This window comes from Nonomuraea sp. NPDC046570, from assembly GCF_040645915.1.
In the GTDB taxonomy this organism is placed as follows: domain Bacteria; phylum Actinomycetota; class Actinomycetes; order Streptosporangiales; family Streptosporangiaceae; genus Nonomuraea.
In genome coordinates, this window is sequence record NZ_JBEYZF010000001.1 from 457555 (window position 1) to 470152 (window position 12598).

15 protein-coding genes are annotated in these 12598 nt (G+C 72.2%); 14 read left to right on the forward strand and 1 reads right to left on the reverse strand.

The annotated features are described in order from the left end of the window. Positions 1–17 precede the first annotated feature (17 nt). From ABZ911_RS02140 to ABZ911_RS02195, 12 genes are all read left to right on the forward strand, one after another. Positions 18–1052 carry an SIS domain-containing protein gene (locus ABZ911_RS02140; protein WP_358050619.1) on the forward strand — a complete coding sequence of 345 codons (1035 nt, stop codon included), beginning with the start codon at positions 18–20 and terminating at the stop codon, positions 1050–1052. A 48-nt stretch (positions 1053–1100) separates the two neighbouring features. Continuing rightward, on the forward strand, positions 1101–1337 hold the full coding sequence (locus ABZ911_RS02145) for a PTS glucose/sucrose transporter subunit IIB (protein ID WP_358050622.1): 237 nt from the start codon (positions 1101–1103) through the stop codon (positions 1335–1337). A gap of 87 nt (positions 1338–1424) precedes the next feature. Then, positions 1425–1871, forward strand: coding sequence for a PTS glucose transporter subunit IIA (locus tag ABZ911_RS02150; RefSeq protein WP_358050625.1), 447 nt, complete (start codon positions 1425–1427; stop codon positions 1869–1871). After that, positions 1862–2482 (forward strand): HAD family phosphatase, encoded by a 621-nt coding sequence (locus tag ABZ911_RS02155; RefSeq protein ID WP_358050627.1) that lies wholly within the window; start codon positions 1862–1864, stop codon positions 2480–2482. The genes ABZ911_RS02150 and ABZ911_RS02155 overlap by 10 nt, the downstream gene beginning before the upstream one ends. 40 nt (positions 2483–2522) lie before the next feature. Next, the gene (locus tag ABZ911_RS02160) at positions 2523–2780 is read left to right on the forward strand and encodes an HPr family phosphocarrier protein (protein ID WP_358050630.1); all 258 of its coding nucleotides are present in this window, start codon (positions 2523–2525) and stop codon (positions 2778–2780) included. After that, complete coding sequence (ptsP, locus tag ABZ911_RS02165; protein ID WP_358050633.1) at positions 2777–4444, forward strand: phosphoenolpyruvate--protein phosphotransferase; 1668 nt, start codon at positions 2777–2779, stop codon at positions 4442–4444. The genes ABZ911_RS02160 and ptsP overlap by 4 nt, the downstream gene beginning before the upstream one ends. 46 nt (positions 4445–4490) lie before the next feature. Further along, positions 4491–5792: a beta-N-acetylhexosaminidase gene (gene nagZ, locus ABZ911_RS02170; RefSeq protein WP_358050635.1), complete on the forward strand. Its 1302-nt coding sequence runs from the start codon at positions 4491–4493 to the stop codon at positions 5790–5792. Between the two features lie 123 nt (positions 5793–5915). Continuing rightward, positions 5916–6560, forward strand: a complete 645-nt coding sequence (locus tag ABZ911_RS02175; RefSeq protein ID WP_358050638.1) for an HAD family phosphatase — start codon at positions 5916–5918, stop codon at positions 6558–6560. 31 nt (positions 6561–6591) lie between these two features. After that, positions 6592–7104 carry a hypothetical protein gene (locus ABZ911_RS02180; RefSeq protein WP_358050641.1) on the forward strand — a complete coding sequence of 171 codons (513 nt, stop codon included), beginning with the start codon at positions 6592–6594 and terminating at the stop codon, positions 7102–7104. 90 nt (positions 7105–7194) lie between these two features. Next, positions 7195–7632: a DUF2690 domain-containing protein gene (locus ABZ911_RS02185; protein ID WP_358050644.1), complete on the forward strand. Its 438-nt coding sequence runs from the start codon at positions 7195–7197 to the stop codon at positions 7630–7632. A 69-nt stretch (positions 7633–7701) separates the two neighbouring features. After that, positions 7702–8328, forward strand: coding sequence for an HAD hydrolase-like protein (locus ABZ911_RS02190; RefSeq protein WP_358050647.1), 627 nt, complete (start codon positions 7702–7704; stop codon positions 8326–8328). A gap of 81 nt (positions 8329–8409) precedes the next feature. After that, positions 8410–9117 (forward strand): haloacid dehalogenase-like hydrolase, encoded by a 708-nt coding sequence (locus ABZ911_RS02195; RefSeq protein ID WP_358050650.1) that lies wholly within the window; start codon positions 8410–8412, stop codon positions 9115–9117. Here ABZ911_RS02195 and ABZ911_RS02200 read toward each other — a convergent pair. Beyond that, entirely contained in the window at positions 9091–10692 is a 1602-nt protein-coding gene (locus tag ABZ911_RS02200; RefSeq protein WP_358050653.1) for a penicillin-binding transpeptidase domain-containing protein, read from the reverse strand. The two genes, ABZ911_RS02195 and ABZ911_RS02200, sit on opposite strands and share 27 nt — an antisense overlap. A 105-nt stretch (positions 10693–10797) precedes the next feature. Between ABZ911_RS02200 and ABZ911_RS02205 the strand changes: the two genes are divergently transcribed. Both ABZ911_RS02205 and ABZ911_RS02210 read left to right on the forward strand, forming a co-directional pair. Then, positions 10798–11721, forward strand: coding sequence for a LysR family transcriptional regulator (locus ABZ911_RS02205; RefSeq protein ID WP_358050656.1), 924 nt, complete (start codon positions 10798–10800; stop codon positions 11719–11721). Beyond that, a complete protein-coding gene (locus tag ABZ911_RS02210) occupies positions 11718–12575 on the forward strand; it encodes a serine hydrolase (RefSeq protein ID WP_358050659.1) in 858 nt (285 codons plus the stop codon). The genes ABZ911_RS02205 and ABZ911_RS02210 overlap by 4 nt, the downstream gene beginning before the upstream one ends. Positions 12576–12598 lie beyond the last annotated feature (23 nt).

Consider the following 12598-nt stretch of genomic DNA (forward strand, 5'->3'; position numbering starts at 1 on the left):
TGAAGGATGAGCGCGAGATGACGACCAAGATGCGCAGCGAGATCGCCGAGCAGCCGGCCGCACTGCGAGCCACCCTCGACGCCCTGCTTCCCAGGATCGGCGAGGTGAAGGCGCTGGGCGAGCAGACCAGGCAACTCCTGTTCATCGCGCGCGGTACCTCCGACAACGCCGCAGTCTACGGCCGCTACCTGATCGAGGCGCACGCGGGACGGCTCGCCGCGCTGGCCGCCCCCTCGATCGCCACCACCTACAAGCGCAAGCTCGACCTCGACGGAGTCCTCGCGGTCGCGATCTCCCAGTCGGGCCGGACCGAGGAGATCGTCGAGACCCTCGCCTGGGCGAAGGACTGCGGCGCCAGGACGGTGGGCATCACCAACGGCGGCGAGGACAGCCCGCTGGCCCAGGCCGCCGACGTGGCGCTGGTCACGCTGGCCGGTGAGGAGAAGGCGGTCCCCGCGACCAAGACGTACACCACGCAGCTCGCCGCGCTCGCCGTACTCGCGCTGGGGCTCGGCGCCGACGTGGACGCCGCGGACCTGGACCGGGTGCCGGACGCGGTGGAGAAGCTGATCGCCGAGCCCGGTGACCTGGACGCGGTCGTCGAGGGACTGGCCGACAAGCCGGGCGTCGTGGTCTCCGGTCGCGGCCTGGCCTTCTCCACCGCGCTGGAGACCGCGCTCAAGCTCAAGGAGGCCTGCTACCTGCACGCCATGGGCCTGTCGTACGCGGACCTGCTGCACGGCCCGATCGCCGTCGTCGACGCCGACACCCCGGCGCTGCTGGTCGCTGCCGGCGAGGGGCCGACGCTGCAGGGCACGGTCGCGCTGGCCGAGCGGGTCACCGGCGCGGGCGCCGCGGCCTACACCGTGGGCGGCGGCGCGGCTCTGGCCAGGGCGGGTACGGCCGCGCTGAACGGTCCCGACCTGCCCGAGTGGGTCGCCCCCATGGGCCTGATCGTGCCCGGCCAGCTCCTCACCGAGGCCCTCGCCCGACGCCTGGGCATCGACCCGGACGCCCCGCGCGGTCTCAACAAGGTCACCCAGACGGACTGATCGGACCAGGTCGTTTAGCCTGGTCAGAGGACGACAAGGGAGGACGACATGGCGGCTGACGCCAACGCGCTCATTGCGGGGCTGGGCGGTGCGGACAACATCATCGAGATCGAGCCCTGCATCACCCGGTTGCGTACCGAGGTGCACGACGCGGCGAAGGTCGACCAGGCGGCGTTGAAGGCCGCGGGCGCGCACGGGGTGATGGCCACGGGCAATGTCGTCCAGGTCGTCGTGGGTCCGGAAGCCGACACGATCGCCAGCGACATCGAGGACATCATCGGCTGAGGCGCCGGTGGCGAGGGTGCTCGCCGCCGGCGCCTTGTCGCGGTATGGGGGGATCATGACCGAGCGCAGCGACCGAGGCAGGACACGGTGACCAGCGTTCTCGCCCCGGTCGAGGGGGCCGCGGTCGGGTTGTCGGCGGTCCCCGATCCGGTGTTCTCGGCGGGGATGGTCGGTCCGGGCACGGCGATCGACCCGTCGCGGGGACCCGGCCAGGCAGTGGCCCCGATAGCCGGAAAAATCATGAAGCTACATCCGCACGCCTATGTCATCGTGGGGGACGACGGCAAGGGGGTGCTGGTCCATTTGGGCATCGACACGGTCCAGCTCAAAGGGGAGGGGTTCCGGCTCCTGGCGGCCGAGGGGGACCGGGTCAGCGCCGGTCAGCCGGTCGTGGCCTGGGATCCCGCGGCGATCGAGGCGGGTGGACGCTCGCCGGTCTGTCCCGTCGTCGCGCTCGACGCCTCCGCCGGTTCGGTGACCGAGGTGGTCATGGGCGCGGTGCACGTGGGGGACGAGCTGTTCCAATGGGAGTAGACACCGCGCTGTTCGACCTCGACGGGACATTGATCAACAGTGAGCACCGCAGTCTGGCCATGTGGCAGATGCTGCTCGACAAGTACGGGATCGACTGCGACGTGCGGGTCTTCATGGGCCGCCGGAGCCGGGACGTACTGCCGGGCCTCATGCCGGGCCGGGACGTCGAGCAGCTGATCGCCGAGGTGTTCGGCTACGACGACCACCCGGACCTGCCCGAGATCGTGCCCGTCCCCGGCGCGGCCGAGCTGGTGCGCAAGGTCGCCGCGTACGGCTCGCCGATCGCCGTGGTCACCTCGTCCTGGCGCGACTGGGCCGAGGAGCGCCTGGTCCAGGTCGGCGTCCGCCACCTGGTGCGGACCATCGTCGCCGCCGAGGACGTCGACGAGGGCAAACCGCACCCCGCGGGCTTCCTGCTGGCCGCGAGCAGGTTGCGCGCCGACCCCGGCGACTGCGTCGTCTTCGAAGACTCACTGCCGGGGATTGTGGCGGCCAAGGCCGCGGGTATGAGGTGCGTGGGCGTGGCGACGGCCCACGCAGACGAGGAACTGGCGGGCGCCGATCTCGTGGTCGCAGATCTGACCGGGGTCGACTGGCCGCCCTTCACCTAGGTCCGGCTGGTCCGGACCGGTCATCCAAGGAGGAGCCCATATGGCCGAGCGCAAGGTCACCATCGTGGCGGAGGTCGGGCTGCACGCCCGCCCGGCGGCCACGTTCGTGCAGGCCGCGACCAAGGCGCCGATCGACGTCACGGTGGCCAAGCCGGGCGGCACGCCGGTGAACGCCAAGAGCATCCTGCAGGTGATGGCGCTCGACGTCCGCAAAGGCGAGATGATCGTGATCGCCGCCGAGGGCGAGAACACCGAGGAGCTCCTGGACCAGCTCGCCGCGATCGCGTCGGCGCCATGAGCCTGCGGGGGGTGGGAGCCAGCCAGGGAGTCGGCCACGGCCCCGTGTTCGTCCTGACCGCCGAGGTGCCCGAACCCCCCGAGGGCGCCACGTACACCGGCGACGCGGATCAGGAGAAGGCCCGCGCGCGGGCGGCGCTCGACGAGGTCGCGGGCGTGCTGGAGGGCCGCGGGCGTCAGGCGGGCGGCGCCGCCGAGGACGTGCTGAACGCCCAGGCGATGATGGCCCGCGACCCCGGCCTGCTGGTGGGCGTCGAGGCGCTGATCGACCACGGCACGGCCGCCGAGCGGGCCGTGTACGAGGCGTTCGGCAGGTATCGCAGCATGCTGGTCGGAACCGGCGGGTACATGGGCGAGCGCGCCGCGGACCTCGACGACGTCAGGGACCGCACGGTGGCGCTGCTGACCGGTCACCCGATGCACGGCGTGCCGCTGGACGCGCCGGAGCCGTTCGTGCTGGTGGCCAGGGATCTCGCGCCGGCCGACACCGCGCTGCTGTCGAAGGAGGTCGTGACCGCGTTCGTCACCGAGCGGGGCGGGCCGACCAGCCACACGGCGATCCTGGCCAGGGCCATGGGCGTGCCCGCCGTGGTGGCCTGCGCGGGGGCGACCTCGCTCGCGCCGGGCACGCTCGTCCTGGTCGACGGCTCCACCGGCGAGGTGCGGGTCGGGCCGACGGACGCGGAGGTGGCCGGCGCGACGGGCGCCGAGGCGGCCAGGCAGGAGAAGCTCGCCGCGGTGCGAGGCCCGGGGCGGACCGCCGACGGGCACTCGGTGCCGCTGCTGGCCAACGTCGGCGGCCCCGGCGACCTGGACGCGGCGCTGGCGCACGGGGCCGAGGGCGTCGGGCTCTTCCGCACCGAGTTCCTCTTCCTCGGCAGGAAGGCCGCGCCCACGCAGGACGAGCAGGTCGCGGCCTACCGCCCGGTCCTGGAGGCCTTCCCCGGCGCGACGGTCGTGGTGCGCACGCTCGACGCGGGCGCGGACAAGCCGCTGGCCTTCCTGCCCGCGCGGGAGCGGGAGCCGAACCCGGCGCTGGGCGAGCGCGGGCTGCGGATGTCCCGGCGCTTCCCCGAGGTGCTGGCGGACCAGCTCGCGGCGCTGGAACGGGCGGTGGCGGGCACGGCCGCGCGGCTGCACGTGATGGCGCCGATGGTGGCGACCGCCGAGGAAGCCGCGTGGTTCACGGAGGCGTGCCGTACGGCGGGGCTGGCGGCGGCCGGGGTGATGATCGAGATCCCCGCGGCGGCGATCCGGGCCCGGGATCTGGCCGAGCACGTCGACTTCTTCTCCATCGGGACCAACGACCTGGCCCAGTACCTCTTCGCCGCCGACCGCGAGATGGCGGAGCTGAGCGCGCTGCACGACGCCTGGCAGCCCGCGCTGCTCGACCTGGTCGCCGCGGCGGCTGGGGCGGGGCGGCCGTGCGGGGTGTGCGGGGAGGCGGCGGCCGATCCGGCGCTGGCGTGCGTGCTGGTGGGGCTGGGGGCGACGGCGCTGTCGATGAGCGCTTCGGCGCTGCCTGCCGTACGGGCGGCGCTGGCCGGGCACACCACTGAGCAGTGCCGGCTCGCCGCGGCGGCGGCCAGGTCGGCGAAGGACGCGGCGACGGCCAGGCAAGCGGCCCGCGCCCACCTGCCGGGGCTCGCGGACCTCGCGCTGTGACGCGAGATCGCAGCGTTTGGTCGTGAGCACGGATAACTTGGGTGTCATGGCGCGTGGCATTCGTACGGCAGGGCTTCTGGCGGTGGCGACCGCTCTGGTGGCATGCGGCGGCGGGGCGGGAGGAGCGGCGGCGCCGTCCGGCGTCGCGGCCCCGCCACCTCCGGCGAGCACCCCGGCGAGCAAGCCGCCCTCCGCCGTCCCGGGCGGCGGCGTCCGCCAGGTCCTGGCGAAGCTGACCGTCAAGGAGAAGGTCGGCCAGCTCTTCATGCCCGTCGTGTACGGCACGACCGCCGCCACCGTCTCCGGCGAGAACCAGGCCAGGTTCGGCGTGAACACCCCGGCCAAGGTCGTCGAGAAGTACCACCTGGGCGGGGTGATCCTCTTCCCGCAGAACATCAAGACCGCTGCCCAGGTCGTCGGCCTCACCAACGGCCTGCAGAAGGCGTCCCCCAAGGTGCCGCTGATCATCGCCACCGACCAGGAGAACGGCCTGGTGTCGCGGATGTCGGCGCTGGTCACCCCGCTGCCGGGCGCCTCGGTCGTCGGCGCCACCCGCGACCCGGCGCTGGCCCGCGCGGCGGCGAGGGCCACCGGCGCCGAGCTGAAGGCGCTGGGCGTCAACCTCGACTTCGCGCCCGTCGCGGACGTCAACATCAACCCGAGGAACCCGGTCATCGGCAAGCGCGCCTTCGGCGACGACCCGGCCAAGGTGTCGAAGATGGTCGCCGCGTCGGTGAAGGGCTTCCACGACGCGGGCGTGGCCAGCACCGCCAAGCACTTCCCCGGCCACGGCGACACCAGCGTGGACAGCCACACCGGGCTGCCGGTGATCAAGCACACCCGGCAGCAGTGGAACACGCTGGACGCGCCGCCGTTCAAGGCGGCCATCGGCGCGGGCGTCGACGCGGTGATGAGCGCGCACATCGTGATGCCGAAGCTCGACTCCTCGGGCGACCCCGCCACGCTGTCCAGGACCGTCCTGACCGGGCTGCTGCGCGAGCGGCTCGGCTTCGACGGGGTGATCTCGACGGACGCGCTGAACATGGGCGGGGCGCGGACGAAGTACAGCGACGGCGAGGTCGCGGTGCGGGCCGTACTGGCGGGGGCGGATCTGCTGCTGATGCCGCAGGACTTCCCCAAGGCCTACGACGCGGTGCTGGCGGCGGTGAAGTCGGGCCGGATCTCCGAGGCCAGGCTCGACCAGTCGGTGACCCGCCTGCTGAAGCTGAGGGACAGGCGGGGCTTCCTGCGCGAGGCGCCGGTGGCCTCGGCGGCCGAGGCGGCCCGCGTGCTGCGCTCGGCGGAGCACCGCAGGCTGGCCGCCCGGATCCTGCGGGAGAGCCGTTAGTGGCCCGGCTCCGTGAACACGGAAAGGCGCTCTATCGACCGCTATTTCAGAGCCAATAATGAGATTCTGGGACAACCGCCCTCTCCTCTAATCTGGAACCTGTTCCTAGTGAGGAGTGTCTGGATGGTCAAGGGTCTGCTGATCGACTGGGGTGGCGTGCTCACCACCAACCTGTCGGACTCGATCGCCGCGTGGATCGCGGCCGACCGCATCGACGACGCCCACTACCGCGAGGTGATGCGCGAGCTGGTGCGGGCCGCCTACGGCGGGGAGACGGAGAACGTCGTCCACGCCTTGGAGCGCGGCGAGATCAGCGCCGCCGCGTTCGAGCGCGACCTGGCCGCCAGGCTGCGCACGGTCGACGGCGCGCCGCCGGTCGCCGACGGGCTGCTGGTGCGGATGTTCGCCGGGTTCGAGCGCGTCGACGCGATGTACGACATGCTCAGGGACGTCCGTACGGCCGGCCTCAGGACCTGCCTGCTCTCCAACTCCTGGGCCAACGAGTACCCGCGCGAAGACTGGGACGAGGTCTTCGACGGCGTCGTCATCTCCGGCGAGATCGGCATGCGCAAGCCGGAGCCTCGCATCTTCGCCCACGCCCTCGGGGTGATCGGCCTGCCGGGCGAGCAGTGCGTGTTCGTCGACGACATCGAGGCCAACCTCACCGCCGCCGGCGAGTTCGGCATCACCGGAATCCTGCACCAGGACCCCGACACGACCATCACAGAGCTGGAGTCTCTGCTCCGGCTGCCGCTGCGGCGGGCATGATGGTGCTCTTGTTTGCCGTGAAAGGTGCCTGATGCGCGTCTATCTGCCGACCACGCTTCCCCTGCTGGCCCGGGCGGTCTCCGCGGGAAAGCTGGGCCCGGCCCCGCTGACCGGCTTCGCGGTGACCCCCGCGCTGGTCGAGTGGTACGCCTCGGGTGACACCGAGGAACTGGAGTACGTCGCGCTGACCGAGGCGGCCCGCGCCTCGCTGCGGATGCTGGCCGCCGACCGCGCCGACGGCGTCGAGGCCGCCCCCCGCCGGGTGGTGGTCGCCGCCGAGGTGCCCGACGACGCGCTGATCATGAGCGCCGACCTGGACGAGCGGGCCAGGGTACGGCTGACGGACTCGGTCCCGCTGGCCAAGGTCGCCTCCGTGCACGTCGACGACGAGTACGCCGCGGCCGACATCGAGGCGGCGCTGGCCGCGCTGCCGCAGGCCGACGCGGGTGACGACGACGCCAGGTTCACCGTGGACGGCGCCGAGGCGCACGAGCTGATGTGGTTCGCCACCCAGGAGATTCCTGACATTCTCGGCCAACGCTGATGTTAACAGCGGGTTAAGTCGCTAGCGGGGACATGGAGACCGTTCCTAAGATCGTCGGGACCTGATCAAGACCCGAAGGAGTCGGTTCCAGTGAAGATCCGAGTAGTCGCGACCGCGGTCGCGTCCATCGGACTGGCCCTGTTCACGGCGACCCCCGCGAACGCGCACGCCTACGACCACAAGGACCCCTACTCCAAAGGCTGCGGCAACTCCGCCCGCGCGGTGCGCAGTGCCCCGATCAAGAGCGTCGCGAACGGCCAGGTGGGCACCGTCAAGCTCATGTGGTCGAGCAAGTGCAAGACCAACTGGACCGAGATCACCACGGCCAGCTCGGTGCGCGGCACCGTCACGGTCTACACCGACCGCGGTTACGACCGCTTCTCCTTCAAGCCGGGCAACGGCGGGCGGCACTGGGGCAACATGATGTACGCCCCCGGCATCTGCGCGCACGCCGTGACCCATGTGTCGTGGGGTGGCGGCAACGGCGGCCAGAACGGCAGCGGCGCGACCCGCAAGGCCTGCGGCTGACCCCAGCCGTCCAGGGCAGGGGGGCGTGGCGCGCCGGATGACCGGCCGGCTCGCTACGCTTTCCCTGATATGACAAAGCACATCGTGTGGGACTGGAACGGCACCCTCTTCCACGACATCGACGCGGTCGTCGGCGCGACCAACGAGGTGTTCAAGCCGTACGAGCTGCCCCTGCTGACCGCCGACGACTTCCGTGCCGTCTACACCAGGCCCATCTGGCTGGCCTACGAGCGGCTGCTCGGCCGCGCCCTGCACGAGGGCGAGTGGGAGCGGCTCGACGAGGGCTTCCACGACAGCTACTACCGCCTGATGGCCGCCTGCGCGCTGGCCGCCGACGCGGGCACGGTGCTGGCGACCTGGCCGGGCACCCAGTCCCTGTGCTCCATGGCGCCGCACGACCAGTTGCTGCCGGTGGTCGCCCGCTTCGGCATCGACGGTCACTTCGCGCGGGTCGACGGGCTGGTCGGCCTGCCCGGCGGGGAGAAGGCCGAGCACCTGGCGGCGCATGTGGCCGCGCTCGGCGTCGATCCGGCCTCCGTGCTGGTGGTCGGCGACAGCGTCGACGACGGCTTCGCGGCCAGGCACGTCGGGGCCAGGGCGGTGCTCTACGCCGGTGGCATGACTCCCAGAGCCGAGCTGGAGACGGTCGGGGTGCCCGTGGTGGACACCCTGACCGAAGCGCTCAATTATGCCTAAATCACCCGGGTTTTCGGTGATCGGGGCGCGGTAGCCGTACCCTGGCCCAGAAGCTGTCGGGAGGCCGCCATCAAACGCCTTGTGCTCTGGAACATCGACCTCACCCTCGTCGATGTCGCGATCGTCACCAGGGACGCCTACGCCGAGGCGTTCCGCCTGGTCACCGGGCGTCCGCTGGTCAAGCTGGCGCCCGCCATGGGGCGGCCGGACTCGGAGATCGTCTTCGAGACGCTCGCCGTCAACGGCATCCCGGCCGAGGACGACCATCTGCCCCGGTTCCTTTCCGCGCTGGCCGTCGCGTTCGCCGACCGGCGCAGGCGGCTGACCGGCGAGGGCCGGATGATGGCCGGGGCCAAGGACGCGCTCAAGGCGGTCGCCAGGCTCGACGGCGTCGTGCAGTCCGTGCTCACCGGGACGATCAAGGGCAACGCCGTGCACAAGCTCAAGGCGTTCGGGCTCGACAAGCACATCGACTTCGACCTCGGCGGCTACGGCGAGGAGGTCTACCCGAAGGCGACGCTGCTGCAGGTGGCGCAGGGCCGGGCCAGGCAGCGGCACGGCATCCCGTTCACCGCCGCCAACACCGTGCTGATCGGCGACTCCGCGCGCGACGTGCAGGCGGCCAGGATCGGCGGGGCAGGCATGATCGCGGTGGCCTCGGGGCGCTCGACGGTGGCCGAGCTGCGCGAGGCGGGCGCCGACATCGTGCTGCCTGACCTGTCCAACGCCTCCGAGGTGGTCGCGGCGGTCGCCGGTCTCACCTCACCGGTCGGCCGCAAGGCCGGCTAGGAAGCGCGCGGCCACCGGAGCCGCCACGGCCGAGCCCGCGCCGCCGCCCTCCACGATCACGGCGAAGGCCAGGTCGCCCCGGTAGCCGATGAACCAGGAGTGCGCCGGGGGTTCCTTGCCCGAGCCGTACTCCGCGGTTCCGGTCTTGCCCGCCGTACCCTGCGGGAAGCTGACCGCGTGGGCCGTGCCGTCGGTGACGACGGCCGGCATGAGTGTGCGCAGCGCGCGGACCACGTTCGCCTCCAGCTCGCGCGGCTTGGAGCCGCCCGCGGGCACCAGGTCGGCGGCGACCAGCCGGGGCGGGCGCCAGGTGCCGTCGGAGATCGCCGCCGCCACCGCCGCCATGTTCAGCGGGCTGGCCAGCACCCGGCCCTGCCCGATCGAGGCCGAGGCCAGGTCGGTGTCGTCCTTCGGATCGGGATACTGCGCCCGTACGGCGGGCACGCCCGGCATGATCGGCGCCCCGAACCCGAAGCTCGCGGCCACCTCACCGAGCCTGCCGCCGCTCAGCTCCGCCACGCCCATCGCGCCGAACGTGGTGTTGCACGAGTGCGCGAAGGCGTCGCGGAAGGGCAGCGTGCCGTAGTCGTGGAACCCGGCGTTGTGGAAGGGGAAGCCGCCGATGTTCTGCTCGGCCGGGCAGGTGACCGTCTGGCCCGGCTTCACCCCGTCGGCCACCAGCGCCGAGGCGGTCACCACCTTGAAGGTGGAGCCCGGCGGGTAGCTGCCGAGCAGCGCCCGGTTGAACCCGCCCGGCTTGTTGACGGCGGCCAGGATCTCGCCGGTCGACGGCCGCAGCGCGACCAGCGAGGCGGGCTTGCTCACCTGGTCGAGCGCGGCGGCCCCCGCCTGGTGCACCCGCAGGTCGATGGTGGTCTCCAGCGGCTTGCCCTCGGTGGCGCCCTCGCGGGCCATCGTCTTGATCAGCAGATCGCCTTCGAGCAGGTTGACCCTGGAGGACGCGCCGCCGGTCAGGCGGGCCGCGTAGGTCTCCTTCAGTCCCTCCACGAGCTGCTGCACCGAGCCCGGAGTGGCCGGGGTGTCGATGCGGGTGCCGTCGGCGGCCGTGATCGCGGCCGTCGTCGGCTTCTCCGTGACCAGCTTCAGTGTGCGGTTCGCGCGCAGGTCGGGGTGGATGCTCTCGGGCGTCCACCGGACCCGCCAGGTGCGCTCGTGCTCGACCAGCCGTAGCGAGCCCTCGTACGACCACTCGACGGGTCCGGTGAGCTTGGCCTCGAACCTGACCACGGTCGCGTCGTCGCCACTGGCCGACGCGCCCGTCTCGAAGGAGGCGCCGCTCAGCTTGAGCCCGGTGCGCACGCGTTCGTGGACACTGTCGAAGTCCTTCGGCGGTTCGACGGTCAGCGCCCGCATGGCCGCGTAGTCCCGCCGCCCCCACGCGGCGAGGTAGTCGGCCGCGGTCTCCTCGGCCGACCCCGGGGTACGCAGCAGGTAGACCACCCCGGCCGCGGCGAGCACCGGAACCAGTACGCCCGCCCCGATGAGCAGGCCCTTCTTCCGTCCTCGGCGGCGAACCGGCCGTTCCGAGCGCAGATGTGAGAACTCGTCATGCATTCGTGCCCCCTTGAGATGCCCCAAGAGCAGACCAGAGGCTACCAACCCATGTCCAATACGGATATCACCAGATCATCCATATAAATCTGGATATAGTTACTGGTCGTGGACCTGATCCGACACCTGCGCTACTTCGCCGTCGTCGCCGAGGAGCTCCACTTCGGCAACGCCGCGATCCGCCTCGGCATGGCCCAGCCGCCCCTCAGCCAGCGGATCAAGCGACTGGAGGAGGAGCTCGGCGTGCGGCTGTTCGACCGCTCGGCCCGCCAGGTCAGGCTCACCGAGGCGGGCCGCCTGCTGCTCGGCGAGGCCCGCGAACTCGTCGCCCGATCCGACCGGCTCCGCGACCTGGTACGGCAGCGCGCCACCCGCGTCCTGAAGGTCGGCGTACCACCCGACCTGGGCCCGTCCGTCATCGCCGCCCTGCTCTCCGGCTTCCGCGAACGCGAGCCCGACGTCCGGCTGCTCCCGGTCGAGATCTGGACCGCCGACCAGATCGGCGCGCTCACCGACGGCACCATCGACGCCGGCGTCGTACGCCACCCGGCCACCGCCCCCGGGCTGCACTTCGGGCAGAGTCTCGTGCACACGCCCGGCGTGCTGCTGGCCGAGGACGACCCCTTGGCCGCCGGCCCCTCCGTCCATCTCGCCGACCTGATCGGCCGCGAGCTGCTGCTCTTCCCCAAGGAGGGCGAGCCGGGCGCGCACGCCGAGACGCTGGCACAGTGCCGCGCCGGCGGGTTCGTCCCGGCGGCGGTGCATCATGGGATCGGCCTCGGGCTGGTGCTCGCCGGGTCGGCGGTCGCCTTCGGCAGTGAGCCGTCGCTGCCGGGCGTACGCCTGCGACCGCTGCTCGGGACCCCGATCGAGTGGCGGGTGTCCACGGCGTGGCGGACGCCGACGCCCGAGGTGGAGACCTTCTGCGCGGTCGCCGCGCACGAACTGAAGGAGAGGGCAGGGATGAGGGACGAGGGCGCCGCGCCCGCGCGGCGGGTCAGCCGGCGCCCCGCGATGGGATTCCTGGCATGAGCACGCTCGACCTCGGGCCGGTGTTCAGGTGGGCGGGCGTCACCGGCCGGCTGCACGCCGTCGACCTCGACTCCGGCCGGCAGGTCGGCCACGGCGCCGACGAGCCGGTGCCGACCGCGTCGGTGTTCAAGGTGCCGCTGCTGGTGGAGCTGGCCAGGCAGGCCGACGCGGGGCTGGTCGACCTGGCCGAACGGGTCACCGTCACCGCCGAGGACCGGGTCTTCGGCCCCACCGGCGTGTCGGCGATGACCGACGACGCGACGCTGTCCCTGCGCGACCTGGCCTACCTGATGATCTCGGTGAGCGACAACACCGCCGCCGACGTGCTGCTGGCTCGGGTCGGGATGGCCGCGGTCAACGCGATGCTCGCGGACTTCGGGCTGGAGGGCAGCCGCGTGACGCAGAACTGCCGGGACCTGTACACCAGCATGTCCGAGGACGCCGGGGGCGAGTGGCCGTTCACCGAGCCCGAGCAGCTCGCCCGGCTGCGCGTGCTCGACCCCGCCCGCACCAACCGCAGCACGCCCGGGGAGATGACCCGGCTGCTCGGCCTGATCTGGCGCGACGAGGCCGCCCGTCCCGAGTCCTGCGCGTGGATGCGCGGCCTGCTCGGGCTGCAGGTGTGGCCACACCGGCTGGCCTCCGGGTTCCCGTACGACGACGTCGAGGTCAGCGGCAAGACCGGCACGCTGCCGACGCTGCGCAACGAGGTGGGCGTGGTGGAGTACCCCGACGGCGGCCGGTACGCGGTCGCGGTCTTCACCCGCGCCTTCAGCACCGTCATGAACCAGCCACGCGCCGACGCGGTCATCGGCACCAGCGCCCGTATGGCGGTGGAGCACCTGCGCGGGTAGCGGGTTGTGTGGGCGGCGATGAT

What these genes read in the sequence shown, in the direction of transcription:
- ABZ911_RS02140 (WP_358050619.1), top strand. Translation starts at nt 18, where the DNA reads ATGACGACCAAGATGCGCAGCGAGATCGCCGAGCAGCCGGCCGCACTG.
- ABZ911_RS02145 (WP_358050622.1), top strand. Translation starts at nt 1,101, where the DNA reads ATGGCGGCTGACGCCAACGCGCTCATTGCGGGGCTGGGCGGTGCGGAC.
- ABZ911_RS02155 (WP_358050627.1), top strand. Translation starts at nt 1,862, where the DNA reads ATGGGAGTAGACACCGCGCTGTTCGACCTCGACGGGACATTGATCAAC.
- ABZ911_RS02160 (WP_358050630.1), top strand. Translation starts at nt 2,523, where the DNA reads ATGGCCGAGCGCAAGGTCACCATCGTGGCGGAGGTCGGGCTGCACGCC.
- ptsP (WP_358050633.1), top strand. Translation starts at nt 2,777, where the DNA reads ATGAGCCTGCGGGGGGTGGGAGCCAGCCAGGGAGTCGGCCACGGCCCC.
- nagZ (WP_358050635.1), top strand. Translation starts at nt 4,491, where the DNA reads ATGGCGCGTGGCATTCGTACGGCAGGGCTTCTGGCGGTGGCGACCGCT.
- ABZ911_RS02175 (WP_358050638.1), top strand. Translation starts at nt 5,916, where the DNA reads ATGGTCAAGGGTCTGCTGATCGACTGGGGTGGCGTGCTCACCACCAAC.
- ABZ911_RS02180 (WP_358050641.1), top strand. Translation starts at nt 6,592, where the DNA reads ATGCGCGTCTATCTGCCGACCACGCTTCCCCTGCTGGCCCGGGCGGTC.
- ABZ911_RS02190 (WP_358050647.1), top strand. Translation starts at nt 7,702, where the DNA reads ATGACAAAGCACATCGTGTGGGACTGGAACGGCACCCTCTTCCACGAC.
- ABZ911_RS02200 (WP_358050653.1), bottom strand. Translation starts at nt 10,692, where the DNA reads ATGCATGACGAGTTCTCACATCTGCGCTCGGAACGGCCGGTTCGCCGC.
- ABZ911_RS02210 (WP_358050659.1), top strand. Translation starts at nt 11,718, where the DNA reads ATGAGCACGCTCGACCTCGGGCCGGTGTTCAGGTGGGCGGGCGTCACC.